This window comes from Methanosarcina barkeri 3 (assembly GCF_000970305.1).
Lineage (GTDB): Archaea > Halobacteriota > Methanosarcinia > Methanosarcinales > Methanosarcinaceae > Methanosarcina > Methanosarcina barkeri_A.
This window is the reverse complement of record NZ_CP009517.1, coordinates 3,844,824-3,867,756: the sequence shown is the minus strand read 5'-3', so window position 1 is coordinate 3,867,756 and position 22,933 is coordinate 3,844,824. Positions and strand designations below refer to the sequence as shown.

Here is a 22,933-nt window from a genome sequence, read left to right as displayed (position 1 = left end):
AACGGCTTCATAGACTTATTATTGTGGAGATAAGATTATGAAATCCAGTAAACTAGAACAATACATAAGATCTATAGAATTAAATAGAGAAAATATACCTTCTTTTTCTGAATACCCGTTTAATTTACCTGCTATAAGAGATCTACATTCACTATCATTTCATCCTAAAGTCACATTTATTATTGGAGAAAATGGTTCCGGGAAATCTACAATTTTAGAATCAATAGCTGTTGCATATGGGTTTAATGCAGAAGGTGGAACAAAAAATTTTAATTTTACATCTAGAGCAACACATTCCAACTTAAGTAACTATATAAAAGTTATTAAAGGTACCAGAAAACCTCGTACTGGTTTTTTCTTAAGGGCAGAAAGCTTTTACAATTTTGCTTCAAATGTAGATGATTTGGGCGCAATCAATTCTTATGGTGGCCGTTCGTTACACGAACAATCCCATGGAGAAGCGTTCTTCTCAGTATTTTTAAATAGATTTACTGGTGAAGGTATCTATATATTAGACGAGCCTGAAGCAGCGTTATCACCGTCACGGCAAATGTCTATGCTTACCAGAATTCATGAGTTAGTAACAGAAGGGTCCCAGTTTATTATTGCGACGCATTCACCGATAATAATGGCATACCCCCAGGCCGTGATCTACCAGATTAAAGACGGATTTGAACAAATAGGTTATGAAGAAACAGAACATTATCAAGTTATGAAATCTTTTCTAAATAATACGCAGAAGATACTTAACATTTTATTAGAATAATCATTCTAGATAACCATTCTAAAATATCATTCTGAAAAATCGCAAATCTCAAAAAGTTATTGGGTAGAAAATTCCATATCTTAAGATTCATTACCTATGATACACAAAAATCTGAATTTGAATTTACTGCAAATTTACGGCACTGCTTTTTCCATATGGTCCCGCTATACTACCTATACTAAGAATTTTTTTCCATTTGTATAAGCCTGCAAAATCAGTAGCTACTTTTTTAGCTGGGGTCTTACAATGTGACTGATCTCTTTAACACTCCAGCAATCATTAAACTGGTTTATTGTCTCAGTACTTGGTACCATTTCCTCATTATATGATACTTACAACCTAGCCTTGAGTCATTAAATACGAGTTTAAAGTAAAAATTTCTAAAACAATTATTGTACCCCTTTTTATTTAATATTCATAGCTTGTCCGATCAATTGTCGGGTATTTTTATTCCAAATCAAATTCTGATCCTTTCCTTTTATAAAAGCTATTTTTAATGTACAGTTAATAAACGGTTTTAATTTAATAGAAAATAAATAAAGACTAATATACAGATAAGAATAATTCTTAGCGGTTATTGAATGTAAGCCTATTGCCGTTAAACAAGGGAGTCTGAAGGGAAATATGAAAACAAAAATGGAACAATTTCCTGCAAAAAATCCAAATCCTGTACTTAGTGTAGCAAATAACGGAACACTTATTTACTCAAATGAGGCTGGTGAGCCCATACTGCAAGAGTGGAGAGTGAGAGTTGGAGAAAGGATACCTCTACATGTCGAAAAAATTATACAGAAAGTAATTTTCCAGAATAGCTCTGAAAAAATAGAGCTTAATGTGGGAAAAAAGACATACTCGGTCTCGTTTCACCCGTTACCCGAAGAAGAATGCGTAAACATTTATGGATTCGACATAAGTGAGCAGAAAGAGACTGAAGAAAAACTGCGAAAGAATGAGTCCGATCTGAAAAAAGCCCAGGAAATTGCTCATGTGGGCAGCTGGGAGTTGGATCTGGAAAGCAATTTGGTAACCGGTTCTGACGAATTTTATCGTATTTTCGGCCTCGTACCTGACCCGAATACGTTCTTCCAGCAGTACATTAACTTGCTTGTTCCGGAAGACAGGCAAAGGGTTCTGGATGCTCTGGACGAGGCAATCAAGAGAAACACACCTTATAATCTAGACTATCAGGTGATTTTGCCTAACAATAAAAAACGGCTCATCCATGCCGAAGCGATAACGATATATGATAACGGCAGGCCGATGAAGCTAATCGGTACTGCCCAGGATGTTACTGAGCGCAAACAGATGGAAATCGCTTTAATAAGAAGCGAACAACATCTTAACGATTTATTGAGCAGTATTCAAGATGGGTTTTTTGAGCTGGATAAGGAGTGGCGATTCACATATATCAACCAGCGTGCTGCATGTAATGGTAATTTCGAGCCTGAAGAGTTAATAGGGGAATGCATTTGGGAAAAGTTTCCTTATATGGTTAATAGCAAGTTTGAGGAAACGTATAGGAAGGTCATGGAAACTCGGCTGCCAGCTAATTTCGAGATCAAAAGTCTGGTTCTGGAAAAATGGTACTGGGTAAGCATCTATCCATCTGGATCAGGTATTTCCGTATTCTGGAGAGACGTTACCGACCGAAAGCGAGCAGAAAAGGTTTTGGATATAAGTGAAAAAAATTTCCGCTCTATTTTCGAGCGTTCTAAAATGGGTATTATAGTAGGGGACCTGGAAGGGCGAGTAATACAAAGCAATCCTGCAGTAGAACGCATGCTAGGCTATGAAAAGGAGGAACTTCAAAATAAGTTCTTTTCGGAATTCACTTATCCGGACGATCTGAACATTGAAATGCCTTTAATTTTAGAGTTAAAAGCCTGTAAACGTGATCATTACGAAATTGAGAAACGCTATGTTCGTAAAGATGGCAGGATAATCTGGATACGACTTATTGGTACTAATTTTCTCGGAAGTAATAATGAGGCTTCTGGTCTTGCCCTGATAGAAGATATCACCGAGCGTAAGCAGACCGAAGAAGCCCTGCAACGAGAACGGAATTTACTTGAGAGTATCATGCAGGCCACTGACGTTATGCTGGTCCTTTTAGATTCTCAGTTCAACTTTGTATGGGTCAACTCCGCTTATGCCGAAGCGTGCAATATGAAACCTGAAGATATGGTCGGGAAAAACCATTTTGCTCTATATCCCAATGAGGAAAATGAAGCAATTTTCCGGCAGGTCCGAGACACCGGTAAAGGGGTCTTCTACAAGGACAAGCAATTTGTCTATCCTGATCAACCCGAATGCGGAATCACATATTGGGACTGGAGCCTTGCACCGGTCAAGGACGACTGCGGAACCATAACAGGTCTGGTTCTTTCGTTACGTGAAACGACGAAATACAAAAAAATCGAAGACGCATTACAGCAGGCATATGAAAACCTTCAGGTGAAATCTGAGGAATTGCAAACTCAATCTCAAGAACTCCAGAAAGCAAATAAGGCACTAAGCCAATCTGAGGCACGTTATCGGCTGTTGCACGATAACTTACGTGATGCCTTTGTGCAGGTCAGCATGGACGGACGAATTATTAACTTCAATAATATCTATTGCCAGATGCTAGGATACTCACCCGAGGAACTGTGCACTCTGACTTATCAGAAACTGACTCCTGAGTGCTGGCATGCTGTCGAAGATCGCATTGTCAGGGAACAGATCATCCCGCGCGGATACTCTGATGTTTACGAGAAGGAGTATCGGCTGAAAGATGGAACGGTCATTCCAGTGGAACTGCGAGCCATATTATCAGTCGATGCAGCAGGCCAACCAATCTCGATGTGGGCTATCGTGCGCGACATCACCGAGCGTAAACGATCTGAGGAGATGTTGCGAGAAAGCGAGAAACGCTTTAAACTACTGAGTGAAGCTAATGCTCTTCTCCTTTCTAGCAAAGACCCCGAGAAAACGATCCAGAGCATCGCCGAGAAAGTGATGCACCACCTGAACTGTAATGTATTCTTTAATTACGTCTTCGATGAGACTGAGGGCAGGCTACGTCTCAACGCTTACGCCGGGATAAACACGGAGGCAGCTAAAGAGATTGAGTGGCTGGATAAAGGGGTGGCAATTTGTGGTTGTGTGGCCCTTGAGGGCTGCCGTATTGTCTCCGAAGATGTGCAGAATAACGAGGATAAGCGTGCTGATCTTGTTCGGTCAATGGGGATCCAGGCATATTCATGTCAACCACTTCATATTGGAAATCATACAGTAGGCACATTATCCTTTGGTACGAGGAGCAAGAAGGGCTTTAAGGAAGACGAGCTTGCCCTCATGAGTACAGTAGCCGACCAGGTATCCGTGGCTATCGAGCGCAAGCGAGCTGAGGAAAACCTACGGAATGCGTTAATGAAGGCGGAAGAGGGTGATCGGTTGCTCGCAGCTCTGATGGAACACGTGCCTGTAGGCATTAGCATAGCCGACGCATCAGGTCGGATGCGTATGGTCAGCCGACATGGTGAGAGACTACTGGGCAGCGCTCATGTCCACAAGTCTGTCGGGGAGGTAATTAATCAATGGGCGGTTTATCAACCTGATGGGATAACTCCCCTGGCAATCGATGATGTACCGCTTGCCAGAACAATCCAAAAAGGTGAGGTAGTCAGGGACGTCGAGCTAGTCCAGTTGAACACATTTGGAGGGAAGTTATCCCTGCTTTGCAATGCTGCTCCCATTCGAGATGCCGAAGGAAATATTGCCGGTGGCATCGTTGCCTGGAACGACATCACTGAACGCAAGAGGGCCGAAGAGGCGCTGCTGGAGAGTGAAGCACGTCGTAAAGTTGCCGAAGCTGTCGTGGTTGAACGGCGCCGGCTCTTTGATGTGCTAGAAACGCTGCCAACAATGATATGCTTATTAACACCTGACCACCATTACGCCTTCACCAACCGTAGCTTCCGTGAGAAATTTGGCGAATATAGTGAGAATCAGCACTGTTATGAACTTCGTTTTGGGTTTACCAGGCCCTGCGAGTTCTGTGAGGCATATAAAGTACTTGAAACAGGCCAACCCCACAATTGGGAAGTCACCACTCAGAATGGAAGCGTGCTTGATGTTTACAATTTCCCGTTCACTGATGTTGATGGTTCGCCATTAATTCTTGAGATGAGTATTGACGTTACCGAGCGTAAAAAGGCAGAGGAAGCTTTGCTAGAAAGTGAGGAGAAGTACAGGACTTTCTTCGAAAGCAGCATTGATGCAGTTGTTCTTACTTCGCCGGATGGAACCATTCATGCAGCTAATCCCGAAGCTTGCCGGATCTTCGGGATGACCGAGAAAGAGATCATCAAAGTTGGAAGGGATGGGGTTGTAGATACATCCGACCCTAGACTACAGTTTGTTCTGGAGGAGAGAGCCAGGACAGGCAAGTTCAAGGGGGAACTAAATTACAGAAGGAAAGACGGTACAATCTTTCCCGGTGAGATGTCAAGTGCATTATTCCACGATAAAAACGGTACTGTAAAGATAGCAGTGATAATTAGAGATATCACCGAGCGTAAAAAAGCAGAAGAGACCCTAAAACTGAAATTAGAAGAACTTCAACGTTCAAACGATGAGTTAGAACAGTTTGCATACGTTTCATCTCACGATTTACAAGAGCCCTTGAGGATGATATCAAGTTATTTGCAGCTTTTACAAAGAAGATATCAGGGCAAACTTGATGAAAAAGCTGATAAATACATCTATTTTGCAGTCGATGGGGCTTCTCGTATGCAAGTCCTGATAAGTGATCTTTTAGAGTTTTCTCGAGTGACTACAAGAGCAAGAGAACCTGAACCTACGGATTCCGAACTCATTTTGAATCAGGTACTATCCAGTTTATATCTTTATATTAAACAGAATAAAGCTACTGTTACCTGTGATCCTTTACCTCAAGTAACGGTAGATAACACCCAGCTAGCGCAGATATTTCAAAACCTGATCGCCAATGGGATAAAATTCCACGGTGAGGAAGCACCGAAAATCCATATTTCTGCAAAGAAAATTTCTGTAGAAAATAAAGTGGGTGAATGGTTATTTTCAGTACAGGATAATGGAATTGGAATTGATCCCAAGTATTCGGAGAAAATTTTTGAAGTTTTCAAACGGCTTCATAAAAAGGAAGAATACCAGGGAACAGGAATAGGGCTTGCAATTTGTAAGAAAATTGTAGAGCGACATGGTGGACATATATGGGTAGAATCCGAACTTGGTAAAGGTGCAACCTTCTACTTTACTTTACCGATTAACCCAAAAGAAGTATAAAAATCACATTTTAATGCTTTATTCAGGTTTTTAAAGCTTTACTGAGCTTTTAAAGCCTTATAAAGCTCTTAAATCTGTATTATGCCTTTAATGGTCTACTCAGTTTTTTATACTTTTCTTCTTTTATACTTTTCTTCTTTTATACTTTTCTTCTTTTATACTTTTCTTCTTTTATACTTTTCTTCTTTTATACTTTTCTTCTTTTATACTTTTCTTCTTTTATACTTTTCTTCTTTTTTGCCAGTGACTGCCCAATATTTACTCACTTCGTGAATACGCGAGTATGGAGGTAAGTTTTCAGAGAAGTTGATTTAAACAAACCTGATTTAAACAAACTCGACAATTAAATAGCACATCAAGAAAATAGAAGAAAAGGAATCTTCGTTTCAACTCCGGCTCTTAATTTTTTCCTGAGAAAGGATAAAAAGCATAATAATGATTTTTTATACTTAATAGTAGTAATATAATTATGGGTATAGCAGATATAACTACTATAACTGTTCATGCGCTTTTTCTTATGAGTAATATCATTAACCAGGCGAGAAGTTGAATCAACGGAAAAGAACTTTTATCCGTGATCATATGATTGAAAATGATTTATAGATATAAGATTGAAAACGATTTTAAAAATGAAAAAGGTATTTTTTAGATCTTGAGGGAAAGTGGATAAAAGTGGATAAATTAACTTATCCGGAAATGGAAACTATTTTAAATGATCTACATAAATATAAGTAAAACTATTGAGACTTTGGAAACATCTAAGATATATCTGTCTGATCAGTTGGCTATCAGAAAGTAGTAATGTAATAAAATGGAGATGGTAGGTCTTAGTCTATTTGTCTACTCTCTCACTTCTCTTATTAGACACAGGGTACAAAACTTCTCTAATAAGTTCTAAATTAAAACTATAACTTATTTAAAGCTATGACTTGTTTAAAACTATGACTTATTAAAATTATGCTCATTTAAAACTATGACTTATTTAAAGAGATCTGAAAAAAGAAATCTCTTTTTAGTCCTGAATTGTAAAGTTTCCACCCTGGGCTATGAAATCTTCAGTCTTGGATTTAGTGCAAAAGATAGAAAAATATATATTGTTCTATGGTTTTCATTATTATTTTCATATGTATAGACTGCTTCTAATCCCTTTTATCTACACCCTAAAATGTCAGTAATTTTATATTAATGAAAAGAAATAAATAAATATAATGATCATATCTAGTATTAGAAGCTGAGACTAATATAATAGAGAAAAGCCACTTCTGAGATGAAAAACATGGATAAATTAGAAAAAATATTTGGAAAAACTGCACAGATGACAGTCCTTAAGAACCTTATTGAACGGCAAAATGAACCAACTTATCTTTCAGGAATAGCCGAGGAAACCGGATTGTCACACGCAAGCGTATCAAGGGTTATCACACCTTTGGTTGGATCGGGGGTTGTTATAGAAAAACCCTTAGGAAAGCAAACTCGAATTTTCCAGTTGAACATGGAAAGTGAAGCTGCAAAGTTGATAGTTGATTTTTACAATAAACTTAACCAGCTGGAAGTTGAAGCCTGAACAATAATAATCAGGATGCTTCAGCTTCCATTTATTCCTTTAAGCTTTTGCTTATCAGGTTACTATCGTTTTATGTTCAGAATACGTTAGTCCTCGATACCTGGCATTTTCTTAGCTTCATAGGATTAAGTAAGAAATGACAAAGATGTGATTTTTGTCACGGGTTATATGATGCAACCTGTACCTGAGGGAAATAAATAAGGTATTTGATTGCTGTAAATCGCACTAATGTCGGAAGAAGGAAATTATTATTTGAAAAAGAGTTCATTCCAGACAGGAAATATCTCTAAGCTAGGTAAAGGGCTTGTCTTTGCGATGGCCTGTGCATGTGGAATTGCAGTAGCGAACATCTACTATAACCAGCCAATGATTGGGGTTATTACTCGCTCCTTCCCAGGCGAATTGGCTCCCAGCCTTATTCCGACTGCTACCCAACTCGGTTACGCACTCGGGTTGTTGCTTCTGGTACCCCTGGGAGATCTGATAGAACGTCGCCGTTTAATTGTCTCACAATTCTTTGTTTTGGCCTTATCACTGCTTTTTGCCGCCGTTGCATCTACTGGTTGGGCTCTGTTAGGTGCCTCACTTTGCATTGGTTTCACAGCCTCTGTCACGCAGCAGATAATACCGGCTGCCGCATCGCTAGTTTCTGACAACCGCCGAGGTGCAGTCATCGGCAGCGTTATGAGTGGATTGCTGAGCGGTATGCTTTTGAGCCGGATTCTCGCCGGTTTTATTGCTACTCACTACGGCTGGAGAACCATGTTCTGGCTTGGTATTCCCCTTGTTCTGGCCGGTGCGGCAGCAATGGCGCTGTTATTGCCGCTCAACCGCCCCGCAACTTCGATGAAATATGGTCTTCTGCTTCGTTCGCTTCTACGACTCTGGAGCGAGGAACCCAGGTTACGTCGAGCTACCTTGACACAGGGTTTACTCTTTGCCGTATTCAGTGCTTTCTGGACGATCCTTGCGCTACATCTTGAACAGCCTCCTTTCCATCTTGGCGCTGATATCGCAGGACTTTTTGGCATTATTGGAGTAGTTGGAGTGCTTGCAGCTCCCATAGCCGGACGTCTAGCTGACCGACGGGGACCAGGCCGGGTTGTTTCTACAGGTGCGTTTTCCGCTCTGCTGGCCTGGCTCGTCCTTGCCGGCTGGAACTCCCTTGCCGGCTTAATCTTCGGAGTTATTCTTCTGGATTTCGGGATGCAGAGTGCCATGGTTGCCAATCAGCAGATAATCTACGGGCTTAAGCCGCAAGTACGCAACCGGGTGAATAGTTTGTTTATGGTTGGGATGTTTATTGGCGGCAGCCTTGGATCTGGAGGTGCAATGCTGGCCTGGAAGGTGGCAGATTGGCAGGGAGTTTCCGTTTCTGCAATTGCTGTAGCACTTACAGCTTTCCTGGCGCCGCTTTTGCTCCAGCGTAACCGTTCATAAAAATGTCTTTGAATTTTAGAGCTGCATGGATTATTGATAATTATTTGCTGTTCAACAATAAGTCTAATGGAAAATATTTTCCTGCCTGAGCAGGAACAGTAAATATTAGAATACATATTGGAGAGAAAAATGGAAAATACTGACCGGTAATGAGTTATTATATTTCCAAATTCAGGACTGACAACTTTTCAATTTTGGTAAAAGCTTCGCCATTTGAAAGCTTTAACTTAATTCTAAGAGGTATCAAAGTTTCAGCTGATTTTCTATAGTTTTAATCAAAAGCAAGTACAAAAGTATTAATAATATGTTTTATAGGTCTAAAAGTATTATATATAGGTTATAAATTGTTAAGCAATCTAAAAGAAGAAGACTAAAATAATAATGCAGATTAAGAAATGGTACTATTGAGTTATTTTAAAGTTTAAAACAACTTCACAAATTATTAAGATTTTTATTATATGTAAAAAGAAATAAATAATAGTATGATAGTTAGAAATAACCTGTAAATAACTATTGAATGTTAGGTGTTTTGTCGCCTAAGAGAGGGAGACTAAAGGGATAATGACAGCTAAAATGGATCAATTCCCAGCAATAAATTCGAACCCTGTGCTCAGTGTAGCAAAGGATGGTGTTGTTCTTTATTCCAATAAGGCGGGGGAGCCTTTACTGTATGATTGGGGTGTGAGAGTTGGAGAAAAAGTGCCTCCATATCTCGAAATTTTTGTTCAAAGAACAATTTCTCGGAAAAACATCGAAAAAATAGAGGTTACCCTGGGTAAAAAAGTATACTTTATTGTTTTTCATCTCTCTCCTGAACAAGAATGCGTAAATGTCTACGGATTTGACATAAGTGGTCGTAAAAAGCTTGAGGGAAAACCTCAGGAAGGTGAGACTCAAGAAAAGGCGAATCTGGAGCTTGCCAGGATTATTGATGCTAAAGCGGTCCAGTCTCTTATGAGTGACTTTTATACGCTTGCTCATATTCCCATGGGCTTAACCGATTTGAAAGGTAACGTTCTGGTAAGTGTTGGATGGCAGGATATCTGCACAAGGTTCCATAGAATTAGTCCTGAAGCCTGCAAGCACTGTATAGAAAGTGACATAAATCTAACTGCGGGTGTTGCTCCGGGAGGATATAAGCTTTACAAGTGTAAGAACAATATGTGGGATGTAGTTACTCCGGTTATGGTAGAAGGGCAGCATGTCGGCAATATCTTCTCAGGACACTTCTTTTTTGAAGATGAACCTCTGAACTATGAGCTTTTTCGATCTCAAGCTAGAAAATATGGTTTCAATGAGGAGGAATATCTAGAGGCGCTTGACAAAGTTCCTCGGCTTAGCAAGGAAGCTGTGAATACGAGTATGACTTTTTTCATGACCTTTGCTAATATGATTTCACAACTAAGCTACAGCAATATCAAATTATCTCAATCACTTGCCGAACGTGATGCAGTTTTAGATGCGCTGCAAGAGAGTGAAAAACGTGAGCGGGCTCGTTCAGAGGAACTGGAAGTATTATTGGATGCCGTGCCTGTTGCCGTATATATAGCACATGATCCTCAGGCGTTTCAGATAACTGGTAACAGGCTCTCCTACGAATGGCTACGAATTCCTGTAGGTACAAACTTTTCCAAATCCGCTCCTGAAGGAGAGAAGCCTGAGATGTTTAAATTACTCAAGGATGGAGTTGAGCTCCAACCTGAAGAAATGCCGTCGCAATTGTCAGCTACAGGCATAGAAATAAACGACTGCGAGCTGGACATCGTATCTGCTGAAGGTAGGATACGACATGTACTGGGCAATGCAAGACCTTTGCGTGACGAGCAGGGGAATCTACGTGGATCCATTTCTGCATTCATAGACATTACCGAACGTAAAAAAGTAGAAGAAGCTCTCAGAGTATCAAATATCTATAATCGTAGCCTCATCGAAGCCAGTCTGGACCCTTTAGTTACTATTGGGCGTGATGGGAAGATTACTGACGTAAATGGTGCTACTGAACAGGTTACCGGATATTCCAGAAATGATTTGATCGGAACCGATTTTTCAGATTATTTTACCGAGCCTGAGAAAGCCCGTGCAGGCTATCAGCAGGTGTTCAAAGATAGTGAAGTTCGTGATTATCCTCTGGAGATTCGACATAAGGACGGACATATAACTCCGGTTTTGTACAATGCTTCGGTTTATAGAGATGAGAATGGCAAGGTTATCGGTGTCTTTGCTGCTGCACGTGACATTACTGCGATTAAAAAGGCAGAAGAGATAATTCAGACACTAGCAAATGCTGTGGAGTCATCTGATGATGCAATTCTAACCAAGTCCCTTGATGGAGTTATTATTAGTTGGAATAAGGGAGCAGAGAAACTCTATGGGTATTTGGCCGAGGAGGTCCTGGGAAAAAACGTATCAATGCTTGAACCGGACAATACTAAAGGAGAAATAAAGAACTTAATTGAGAAGATTAAACATGGAGAAAGGGTTCAGCACTATGAAACTTTACGGATGAAAAAGGATAGAACAATAATAAATATTTCAGTTACTCTTTCTCCTGTTTTTGACACGTCTGGAAAGCTTGTGGCTATCTCTACTATCACGAGAGATATTACTGAGCGCAAAAAAGCAGAAGAAGTTATTAGATTGTCAAATCTTTATAATCGCAGTCTGATTGAAGCCAGCCTTGACCCTCTGGTAACTATTGGGCGTGATGGTAAAATTACCGATGTAAACAATGCTACAGAACAGGTTACCGGATATTCCAGAAATGACTTGATTGGAACCGATTTTTCAGATTACTTTACTGAGCCTGAGAAAGCCCGTGCAGGCTATCAGCAGGTGTTCAAAGATAGTGAAGTTCGTGATTATCCTCTGGAGATTCGACATAAGGACGGACATATAACTCCGGTTTTGTACAATGCTTCGGTTTATAGAGATGAAAATGGCAAGGTTATCGGTGTCTTTGCTGCTGCACGTGACATTACCGAGCGCAAACTGGCCGAAGAAGCTTTAAAAAAGGCACATGAAAATTTAGAAAAACTAGTTGAAGAGCGTACAGCAGAGCTTGAGAAAGCTTACGTCTCATTGAAAGAAAGTGAAAAAGGACTGGCTGAAGCTCAAGAAATGGCTCATATTGGGAACTGGGAATGGGATACTGAGACTGATAAAGCATACTGGTCTGAGGAAATGTATCGTATTTTCAAACGTGCCCCTCAAGAATTAGCACCATCTTATGATGAATTTTTGAGTTATATACACCCAGATGACCGGGACTATGTAGATAGTGTTCTTAAGAAAAAAGCAGCCGTAGGCGAGAAAACTCACAGTGTTGAGTACAGAATTATCCTGGCTAATGAGGAAGAGCGTACGGTCTATATGCAATCTGAAACTGCTTTTGATGAAAAAGACACTAGTGTTCGAGTGAAAGGAATAATTCAGGATATTACAGAACGTAAAAGATCAGAAGAAAAACTCCAGATACTGGCAAACGCTATGGAATCGTCAAATGATGCTATTGTAACTCTGTCCCTCAACGGTGTTATTACCAGCTGGAATAAGGCAGCGGAGCAGATTTATGGTTATTCAGCCGAAGAAATTCTTGGAGAAGACATATCAATACTTGAACCAGAAAATATCAAAGGGGAAATTAAGCAGTTTTCTGAAAAAATTAAACAGGGAAAAAAGGTCCAGCACTACGAAAGTACAAGGTTAAAAAAGGACGGCACTATAATAAATATTTCAGTTACTCTTTCTCCTATTTTTGATACTTCTGGAAAGCTTGTGGCTATCTCAGGTATTGTAAGAGATGTCACTGAGCGTATAAAGGCGGAAGAAGCGCTGCGTGAAAGTGAAGCACGTCTGCGCCAGTTTTATGAGTCAGATATGCTCGGTGTGTACTATTTTAATCTGGACGGTTCGATTACCGATGCTAATGACAAGTTACTTGAGATAGTCGGTTACACTCGAGAGGACCTGCAGGCTGGAAAAGTTAACTGGAACAAAATGACCCCGCAGCAGTACTGTTACCTTAATGAACGAACCCTTGCTGAACTGAAAACTATTGGCGAAAAAGAACCCCAGGAGAAGGAATACATCCGCAAGGACGGTTCGCATGTGCCTGTTATTGTTGGGGTAGCTACCTTCGATCAGGCGCGTAATGAGGGCATAGCCTTTGTTCTTGACATTACCGAGAAGAAAAAGGCAGAAGAAGCCTTAGAAAATTTCGAGACTGCCCGTAAAAAGGAAATTCACCATCGGATTAAGAATAATTTGCAGGTAATCTCTTCCCTTCTTGACCTTCAGGCTGACAAATTTGACAACCCAAGAGTTATCGAGGCTTTCAGGGAAAGCCAGAACCGGGTTATATCTATGGCTCTCATCCATGAGGAACTTTATAAAGGAGAGGGAACCGATACGTTAGATTTTTCGACGTATATCAGAGAATTAGCTGAAAATCTTTTTCAGACTTACAGCCTTAAAAGTAAAAACATCCACCTCTCAATGGATCTGGAAGAAAATGTGTTTCTTAATATGGATACTGGTGTTCCTTTAGGAATAATTGTCAATGAGCTTGTTTCCAATTCTCTCAAACATGCATTTCCCGGCAAAGACAAAGGAGAAATACAAATTAAACTACATAGAGAGAAAAACGGTAAGCATAAAAAGAAAGACGATAAGGCTACCAGTTTTATTCTGATTGTTTCAGACAATGGTGTAGGCATTCCTGAAAATCTTAATATTAAAAATGTTGATAGTCTTGGTATACAGCTGATAACTACTCTCGCAGATCAGTTAGATGGGAAGTTTGAACTGAAAAATAACAATGGTACAGAGTTCATTATGAGATTTACAGTAATAGATAGAAGATAATCGGCTCAAGTAGGCTTAAGTGGATAAAACATCTGGTAATAACTAGGGTTATAATGAAATTGCAGGAAAGTGGATAAAACATTTGGTAGTAATTAGGTTGTAATCTAGTAACATATGGGTTGTAAATACAATTGGATATGTGCGTTAATCACATATCCACATCGTTATTAACACACTTTTTCGGCAATTATCATTGTAGGTCTACTAAGTAGAATCACTCTTTTTTAAAGGTTTGTTCCCTTCCCGGACCTACTGAAATATAGTTAACCGGTACTTTCATCAGTTCTTCCAGTCTTTTGACATAATTTCTGGCATTTTCCGGAAGTTCCTCGAAGGCTTTTACTTCTGTGAGGTCGTTTTTCCACCCAGGAAGGTCTTCGTAAACAGGCATGCACTCGGCAAGATCTTCTGTAAGTTCAGGAGGATAATCCAGATTTTCTCCCTTGAAAGTATAGCCAGTACAAATCCTGATAGGGTTAAGGCCTGAGAGTACGTCCAGTTTGGTCAGGGAAATCTCGGTATATCCGTTAAGAGCAATGGCTTTTTTCAGTAGTGGCAGGTCGAACCATCCGCACCTTCTGCCCCTGCCGGTAACAGTTCCAAATTCTCCTCCGGCTTTCTGTAGTTTTTCCCCGAGTTCTCCTGTAAGTTCTGTAGGAAGCGGGCCTTCACCGACTCTGGTGATATAAGCTTTTACTATAGCGATTACGTTGTTTACTCTTGTAGGACCAACTCCAAGGTTGGCACAGGCAGAGCCTGCAACTGTAGAAGAAGAAGTTACGAATTTCTGGGTTCCATGTATAACATCAAGATGTGTGCCCTGGGCAGCTTCAGCCATTACATGTTTTCCTTCATCAAGAGCTTTGTTGATTTCCCTGGAGACGTCTGTTATATAAGGGGCAAACTGTTTGCCCAGTTCAAGGTATCTTTCGATTAGTATAGGATCTCTGACTACTTTTGGATCTCCCCCCAGTGCTACTATTTCCTTTTCCTTCTGAGGGGCAAGTTCCTCAAGTCTTGCAAGAAAACGTTCCTGATCTACAAGCTCAGCCATGCGGAATTCGTCCCTTGCTACTTTATCAATATAAGCATAGCCTATTCCGCGTTTTGTGGTTCCTATTTTTTCTACCCTTGATTCTTCCCTTAGTCCGTCCATTTCAATGTGGTAAGGCATGATGATGCTGGTCTTCGCATCGACTCCAAGCTTTTTGGAATCTACCTTTATACCGTGTTTTTCAAACATCGCGATTTCTTCGGCAAGAACCTCAGGATTCAGGACAACCCCAGGCCCGATAAGAACTCTGGCATTAAGTAAAATACCTGAAGGGATAAGGTGTAATTTGTAAACCTCGTCTCCTACTCTGACTGTATGGCCTGCGTTGTTCCCTCCCTGGAAGCGGGCAACAATGTCGTAATCTTTCGCCAGAAGGTCAACAATTTTGCCTTTTCCCTCGTCACCGAACTGCGCACCTGTGATTATCGTAAACATAAAGCCCTGATTCGAGCTTAACTATTAATAACTTTTTGTTTCCCGCGTTCCGTCACCCGCGTTCCGTCACCCGAGTCCCGTCTCGGGAGGACGGTTCCGTTTCGCTCACTTCGCTCGCTCAAGCGGATTAATTTATGAACAAAGAAGTTTCACTTCCCGCGTTCCGTCACCCGAGTCCCGTCTCGGGAGGACGGTTCCGTTTCGCTCACTTCGCTCGCTCAAGCGGATTAATTTATGAACAAAGAAGTTTCACTTCCCGCGTTCCGTCACCCGAGTCCCGTCTCGGGAGGACGGTTCCGTTTCGCTCACTTCGCTCGCTCAAGAGGGCTGAATTATAATGAAAATACTAGACTGAGTCAAGAAATTTGACTTATATGTAAGAAATATTGCATTGTCTACGCACTTAGGAGGGCTGGTTAACCAGAGTTGTCCTGGGTTATGTAGCGCAAGTCTTTTTAATAGTGTTTAATCGCTCCTTTTCGACGGAAAGCTTGACTAAAGGTCCTTTCCTGCGTGATCAAGCAGTTCAACGCAAGCTATTTAAAAACGTTGGATTGCGACCTGATAGGAAAGAAGGCAGTAAGATTTAGAAGAAGGAGGATCTGAGGATAAACAGGCTGAGAAGCATGAGTATTATTGCAAGGATTGCAGCGGTTTTTGCACTTTCTTTATCGCTTCCGAATATAATTGGGATCGGGCCGAGCATGATTACTCCTCCTGTTTTGATTTCGGATTCGACTTTTTTTTCGGAGGGATTTTCATGGAGAGGGCTCTCAGAGTTTGAAGTGCGCTCAAAATGGGGTTCTCTTCCGGATGTGTATGTTTTGTTTGAGTAGCTCTGCGTTGACCTGGATTCCTGGTACAGGCTTAAGGCTATGCCAATCATAATTAGCAGAAACCCTATAAGTATTGTGAGAATTCCAATTGAAAAAAGCATGCTTCCATCAGTCAACGTTTTGTTTTCCATAGGAACAAATAGAGTATGGAGATTATTAATCCAAGTCCCAGCATATTTGTTGTTATTTCAGGAGATGAGCCAAAAACTATCGGGATTGGACCGATCATTATCAGTCCGCCGATCTGGCTATTTGCAGGATGCTGTATAATGGCAAGAACTGTGCCCAGTAATAATATAATGAAACCAATAAATATGACTGTTGTGCCTACTCTTAGAAAATCCTGAGATGTACGCATGTGGAATGATATAGTGCTTTTATTATTAAATATATCTCTCTAACTTTTTGGATCCGTAGTTTGTTCGTTCTTAAAGGTTTTGCAAAGAGAATGTCATTTTCCTGTAAGTTTTTTCTCTCAAGTTGGGAAAATGGTTATATCCTGGTCCTTCTCAGTAAGGATTAGAGCTAGTTAAAAATCTGACTTAAAGATCTAACTTAAAGACTATTAAGGATCTAACTTAAAGATCTAACTTAAAGATCTAACTTAAAGAGCTAAAATAAATAATATAGTTGAAGAGTTAATTTGAAAAGTTAAGTTAGAAGCTTAGTTTTTTCTAAGTTTTCTGCCTGACTACTTTCCTGAATAGTTTACTGGAATCTGGAAATGCGACAGCATGTATAATATAGAAAAAAGAAATATGAAGACTAAATAAAATACAAATATTGACAAATCTCAAGTGAGTGTCCGAAAGCAATTTAATTAAAGAATTGAATAGGTCCTTAATCGGGATGTTATTATACAGGCAGTCGGGATATAAAAGTGGTTACAGGTCTTGCAGGAACTTATATATACCCTTTTTATATTTATGTATATATTTAATTTCAAACATTTTAACATTCACTTTGAAAAGTAAGAGTACCTTTTAAATGCCATTTCACCCTTTGATCATTGTGAATCATAGTATAACGGGAGATTTTATGAAGCGAATTCTTGATTTCCCAGTTTCCCAGGCTTTGCTTCTTGCTTTAATTCTTGTAAAAGCCAGGACAAAACATGATCATCCTGAGATAAACTATATAGGTAAATAGTCTCTCCGAAAAATAATGCTTAAAGCTTAAACGAGTAGCTGGACTGGGTCACTATTGGTCATGACCAGTTAACTTTCATGGACCTGCACTATAAGATCCAGCAGGTCAGTTGATCTTCAGATCAATTTATTGTAAATCAACAATTCCTGAGTGAACTAACCATTAGATCATATAGAGACTTTATAAAGAGACTGTATAAATTTAATTTCACGCGATAAAAAAGGTGGTTTCAAGTGTCAGAAGACAGTTCAATAAGATCTTCTCTGGAAGATATCAAAACAAGGGTAGAATTCCAGCTAGAGAGCGGGAAGATCAATACTGAAGATGTGAGATCTCTCTTAACCGAAATAGAAATCATGAGAGTCCAGAACGAGAACATGAAGGCTCGGCTCCTTGAAGCGAGTGTGGCAACAGGCAGGCACCTTCAGGAAATTAATAAATTAAAAGCTCATCTGGAACAGCTTACCGAGCCTCCTCTCTTTATTGCAACTATTCTTGAGGTAAACGGAGAAATCGCACTTATAAGACAGCACGGAAATAACCAGGAGGTTCTTACCCAGATTCCTGAAGAGTGCATCGGAAAGATTGAACCCGGCATGAGAGTTGCGGTAAACGGGGCATATTCAATTATCTCCGTAGTCAGCAGGGCAGCCGATGTACGGGCTCAGGTAATGGAACTCATTAACTCTCCAGGAGTGGACTACAGCATGATTGGTGGGCTGAGTGATGTGCTTCAGGAAGTCCGGGAAAGTGTTGAACTGCCACTTACTGAGCCCGAACTTTTCGAAGATATCGGAATCGAACCCCCTTCAGGTGTCCTGCTCCACGGAGCTCCAGGCACGGGTAAGACCCTTATTGCAAAGGCTATAGCTTCTCATGCAAAAGCAACCTTCATTCGAATGTCAGGATCTGACCTGGTTCAGAAATTCGTGGGTGAAGGCTCAAGGCTTGTAAAAGATATTTTCCAACTTGCTAGAGATAAGTCCCCAAGCATTCTCTTCATAGACGAAATCGATGCTGTCGGCAGCATGAGGACCTATGACGGAACAAGCGGTTCGGCTGAGGTCAACAGGACTATGCTTCAACTACTTGCGGAAATGGACGGTTTTGATCCAAAAGGCAATGTAAAGGTCGTTGCTGCAACCAACAGGATTGACCTGCTTGATCCTGCTCTCCTCAGGCCTGGCAGGTTTGATCGGTCTATCGAAGTCCCGCTTCCTGATGAGAAAGGAAGGGCTGAAATTCTTAAAATTCACACTCGCAAGATGAACCTTGCAGATGATGTGGACTTTGAGAAGCTGGCAAAAGTCATGACAGGTATGAGCGGAGCAGAAATCAGTGTTATCGTCAAAGAAGCCGGAATTTTTGTACTGCGCAGGCGCGGTAAGCAGATTACAATGGCCGACTTCCTGAAAGCACACGAAAAGGTCGTAAACACTGAGGAGCCCACAATTCCCCAGGCTATGTTCGTATAAAGCTGTCCTGACAGCCAAATCTACAGTTAAATCGGTAGTTAAATGAGGAACTGGAACAGGATTGTTCTTCAAGTTAAAAACAAGCTTATGGGAAAAAGAAAAGGTTAAGGAATTTTTTCCTAAGCTTGCCGGATTGACAACACTCTTCCGGCAGTTCTTCCATTTTTTTAAAAATCAGACGAAAGATTTATATTTTATAAATTACTTGAAGATATGCTGCCTGAGAGGCAAAGCATAACTAGATAACAAGCTGCTCCGATAGTGTAGCTCGGCCAATCATTCAGGACTCTCACTCCTGCGACTGGGGTTCAAATCCCCATCGGAGCATTTTTTACAGCTTTTTTTACAACTTTTTTCATAATAGTGTCCTTTTTAACGGTATACTTTGTTTTGCAGTTTCTGGGCTTGTTCCAAAGGTATTTCTATTTTCAAATAGAGCTAATCCCAAGAATCTAAACTTCATCTCTGAATCTTAAATTCCAGAGAGCAAGTTAAGTTTTCAAACATGGGAATAGTTCTGAAATTTTATTACTTCTAAGTATAATTTGGTTTTAGGACGAGCTCATAGATAAAAGTTTCAGAATTCTTTTTCCGTGATATGAAATTCATTGATCATTCTTTATTCGATATTTGGAAAAGCTATTTTGAATTATGGGATAAGCTTGCTCTCAAAAAATAGCAAGTCATGAATTGATTACAGATAGAGCCTATCCCAAAACCTTGAATTTTGAATAATTGCTCTAATTTCTAAATATGAAAATGGTATAATAGATTTGGAAATGAAATTGGTTTTGGGATGAGCTCATAGATAGAGTAGGAATATTAACTAATTTGTTTTTAATATTTTTATGAAAATAGTCTTTACAGAAACTATGCTTTCTACCCTGACTCCATAGGTTTTAAACATATTGTCAATCCATGTTGAAAGCATTTTGGCGAAAGTAAAGCCAAGATCATGGGTTATTATCAGTTTATAATGGCTGCTGCAATCTGTGTAATCTATAGTATCAACCAGTTTAGTTATCTTAAGGTTGACAACCAGTCCATTTACAACTTCTTTTAGACTACATTCTTCAAAAGACTTCTGAAAGTAAAGTTCTATCGTGTATTCCATGATTTTATTTCGGATAAAAAGTTCACTTAACAGTTCGATATTTGCGGTCTCTGTTAGCGTTTTAAAGGTAGTTTTTTCAATGATGACCAATGATCTTGCCCGTCTGAGGCGCATCCAATACTTCTCTTCCAAGGTTAATTCCGGAATCTGCCTTGAGCTGTTTTCCAGACTTTCCAATGCGAGTTCTAAAGCTCTTTGCTGTGTTTCATATTTTTCAGCTTGCTTTTTTAATAATTCCCAGTGTTTCTGTGAGATTGTAGTAGAAATTCGGTGTGTTTTCAAAATCTTTCACCCGAATTCCAGACATCTTATTTAATTCTTTAATATTTCAATACGGATATAATATATATGCACACGTTGTGCACACATTATCTGGATAACTTATTTTTCTGTGAGTATTTTATTTTAGCTCAGTTTCCAATAAACACTTACAGTGAGACTGAACTTGTACATTTTTCAGCCGGTATCTTACGAATTATGCGCACTATGCACATACGTTATCTGGATTACCTATTTTTGCCTGTGTATTCTATTCTAGCTTAATTCACAGTAAAAAATTGCTGTGAAATTACAACAGTGGATGTAAAATTTTTGGTGTTTATCATGAAGGCAACAGAGTTTATGGAGCAGATTAAAGGGGATGCCAGTATTTGCATTGCAGTCCTTGATGGTCCGGTCGACCTAACTCATCCATGTTTCGACAAAGCTAAAATAACCCAGTTAGAAACTTTAGTTTCAGGCGTTGCCGAGAATGGACCAGCTGCACATCACGGAACTCACATTGCCAGCTTAATTTTTGGCCAGCGTGATGGTCCGATCCACGGTATTTCTCCAGGCTGTCGTGGACTCATTATTCCTGTTTTTGCGGATAGGCCTAATGATTCAATTAGTCCCTGTTCGCAAATTGATCTCGCTCACGCCATCATACAAGCCGTTGAACAAGGAGCACATGTCATAAACATCAGTGGCGGTGAACTGGTTTCCTCCAGTGAACCTCACCCTCTACTTGATAAGGCTGTTCGTTTCTGCGCTGAAAACAATGTTTTAATCGTCGCAGCTGCGGGAAATGACGGATGTCAATGTCTCCATGTGCCAGCCTCTATTTCCTCGACCCTTGCGGTAGGGGCAATGGATGCCCAGGGACTGCCACTCGATTTTAGTAATTGGGGGCAGGCATACCAAAATAATGGTATTCTCGCACTTGGTGATAAATTACTGGGAGCTGTGCCTGGCGGGGGTGTCACTACCAGAAGTGGTACCAGCTTTGCCACTCCTATCGTTTCTGGTATTGTTGCTTTGTTATTGAGCATCCAGATACAAAGGGGAGAAAAACCTGATCCCCATGCTGTGAAGGAAGCAATTCTTCAGAGTGTTCACCCCTGTTTCCCTTCCAAAGGTTTAGACTGTTCTCGCTATCTAAAGGGCCGTCTCAACATTGGAGGAGCATATAACCTTGTCACAAAAAAACAGCAGGTTGTGACTGACCGTAATAGTTTGGCGCAACAAGTTAGGGGGAATGTAAGCAAAGAGCTGGTGGGAATTCCTAAAAAACTTTCCTTTCTTGGCGTGCAGAATGCGGAATTTACAACACTTAGTCCAGAGATAGCAGCGACCTCTACTCAAAGTTCTATCTTGGCCGCGATGAAAGCTCTGGAAAATCCTGATTCTATTGAGCTACAATCGATAGATAAGAAATATAAACAGATGAAAAATCAGATACAGGAGAATAATATGACTGAACATATAGAAGGAACATGCGGTTGTCCAAAAAAGAAGATGGAAGAAACGAACGAAATTAACGAGCAGACAAATGGTGTTACTGTGTCCCAGATTCTTGCAGCTGAAGTACAGTCAGCAGAATCAACGATGACAGACCATGAGGCAGTTACGCAGTCTGTCATACCTGCGCAAGCCCCTCTTACGAGATCTGCGAGCAGGCAGTCCCTCGTATATGCTCTTGGCACACCTGGTTACGACTTCGGGAGTGAAGCGCGACGAGATGCTTTTATCCAGAGTGTAGAGTCAGATGAGCCTGGAAAACCGCCAGTCCCATTTGAGACTAAACTGTTGAAACTCTTGAAGACAAATCCCGAGTATTCTGAATCACTTATATGGACTCTCGATATTGAAGGTACCCCTGCTTATGCAATCCGCCCTATAGGCAGTTTTGCCTCGGCAACATACAAGCAATTATTCGAATTTCTGCGGGATTATAAAGAAATCGATGAAAACATAAATATTGAGAGGGTTTCGATTCCAGGAGTCATTGACGGAAATATAAAGCTCCTTTCGGGCCAGATAGTTCCAGTTATTATACCGGAAATGCGGGGAATGTACGGTTGGAATAAAGAAGAACTGATAAGTCAAATATTAAAGAGTCTGGAGTCTGAGAATGTCAATACGGAGGAAGTAAAAAGAGAAATTTCTGACTTTTTGGATCGGGTTTATTACGAGTGTATGAATCTGGGTCGGGTTTCATCAGATAGGGCAATGAACTTTGCTGGGACAAATGCATACCAGGCGTTGATCGTTTTTAGTGAAGTAATTCTGAATGATCAGGTGCTGGATAAAATTGAGACTGAACGAAGCCCTGTCTGCCGGCCTGATTCTGATTGTTGGGATGTAAAGCTGACGTTCTTCAATCCTAAAAAACGTGAAACAGAAGCCAGAAGGGTGTTTCGTTATACCATCGATGTGAGTGACGTGGTGCCTGTTACGGTTGGAGAAGTACGGTCTTGGTATGTGTACTAAGACTGAATTATTTTGACTTGCCACCCTAGGATTTCGTCACCTAGGGTGGCACCCACTCTATGTTCACAATCTTTGTCACTATGACGAGGATGGTGATAATAAGCATGGGTAATTTGTTTCAAATTGTCACCTGTGTGGTGACAGAATAGCTCCCATTACGGGAAATGAACAAAGAGATA

At 40.4% G+C, this 22,933-nt stretch carries 11 protein-coding genes and 1 tRNA gene; 8 read left to right on the top strand and 4 right to left on the bottom strand.

Going from position 1 to position 22,933, the window contains the following annotated elements:
• Window positions 1-37: 37 nt before the first annotated feature.
• The 5 genes from MSBR3_RS15760 (at window position 38) to MSBR3_RS19595 (ending at window position 13,940) form a co-directional block, all read left to right on the top strand.
• Entirely contained in the window at window positions 38-766 is a 729-nt protein-coding gene (locus MSBR3_RS15760; protein WP_048109130.1) for an AAA family ATPase, read from the top strand.
• A 624-nt stretch (window positions 767-1,390) separates the two neighbouring features.
• The gene (locus MSBR3_RS19605) at window positions 1,391-6,073 is read left to right on the top strand and encodes a PAS domain S-box protein (protein ID WP_080942338.1); all 4,683 of its coding nucleotides are present in this window, start codon (window positions 1,391-1,393) and stop codon (window positions 6,071-6,073) included.
• Window positions 6,074-7,349: 1,276 nt separating this feature from the next.
• The gene (locus MSBR3_RS15750) at window positions 7,350-7,637 is read left to right on the top strand and encodes a MarR family transcriptional regulator (protein ID WP_048109129.1); all 288 of its coding nucleotides are present in this window, start codon (window positions 7,350-7,352) and stop codon (window positions 7,635-7,637) included.
• Between the two features lie 228 nt (window positions 7,638-7,865).
• On the top strand, window positions 7,866-9,077 hold the full coding sequence (locus MSBR3_RS15745) for an MFS transporter (RefSeq protein WP_080942337.1): 1,212 nt from the start codon (window positions 7,866-7,868) through the stop codon (window positions 9,075-9,077).
• Window positions 9,078-9,638: 561 nt separating this feature from the next.
• The gene (locus MSBR3_RS19595) at window positions 9,639-13,940 is read left to right on the top strand and encodes a PAS domain S-box protein (RefSeq protein WP_080942336.1); all 4,302 of its coding nucleotides are present in this window, start codon (window positions 9,639-9,641) and stop codon (window positions 13,938-13,940) included.
• A 214-nt stretch (window positions 13,941-14,154) separates the two neighbouring features.
• Here the strand turns inward: MSBR3_RS19595 and MSBR3_RS15735 are convergent, their stop codons facing one another.
• From MSBR3_RS15735 to MSBR3_RS19590, 3 genes are all read right to left on the bottom strand, one after another.
• On the bottom strand, window positions 14,155-15,429 hold the full coding sequence (locus MSBR3_RS15735) for an adenylosuccinate synthase (RefSeq protein WP_048109128.1): 1,275 nt from the start codon (window positions 15,427-15,429) through the stop codon (window positions 14,155-14,157).
• A 586-nt stretch (window positions 15,430-16,015) separates the two neighbouring features.
• A complete protein-coding gene (locus tag MSBR3_RS15730) occupies window positions 16,016-16,396 on the bottom strand; it encodes a TIGR00304 family membrane protein (protein ID WP_048109127.1) in 381 nt (126 codons plus the stop codon).
• Complete coding sequence (locus MSBR3_RS19590; protein WP_080942335.1) at window positions 16,378-16,623, bottom strand: TIGR00304 family membrane protein; 246 nt, start codon at window positions 16,621-16,623, stop codon at window positions 16,378-16,380. The genes MSBR3_RS15730 and MSBR3_RS19590 overlap by 19 nt, the downstream gene beginning before the upstream one ends.
• A 1,024-nt stretch (window positions 16,624-17,647) precedes the next feature.
• Here MSBR3_RS19590 and MSBR3_RS15720 point away from each other — a divergent pair.
• On the top strand, window positions 17,648-18,889 hold the full coding sequence (locus MSBR3_RS15720; RefSeq protein ID WP_048109125.1) for a proteasome-activating nucleotidase: 1,242 nt from the start codon (window positions 17,648-17,650) through the stop codon (window positions 18,887-18,889).
• Between the two features lie 252 nt (window positions 18,890-19,141).
• Window positions 19,142-19,216 (top strand) — tRNA-Glu (locus tag MSBR3_RS15715).
• Between the two features lie 499 nt (window positions 19,217-19,715).
• Here MSBR3_RS15715 and MSBR3_RS15710 read toward each other — a convergent pair.
• On the bottom strand, window positions 19,716-20,285 hold the full coding sequence (locus MSBR3_RS15710) for a hypothetical protein (RefSeq protein WP_048109124.1): 570 nt from the start codon (window positions 20,283-20,285) through the stop codon (window positions 19,716-19,718).
• 321 nt (window positions 20,286-20,606) lie between these two features.
• Between MSBR3_RS15710 and MSBR3_RS15705 the strand changes: the two genes are divergently transcribed.
• Entirely contained in the window at window positions 20,607-22,754 is a 2,148-nt protein-coding gene (locus MSBR3_RS15705) for a PatA/PatG family cyanobactin maturation protease (protein WP_048109123.1), read from the top strand.
• The last annotated feature ends 179 nt before the right edge of the window (window positions 22,755-22,933 follow it).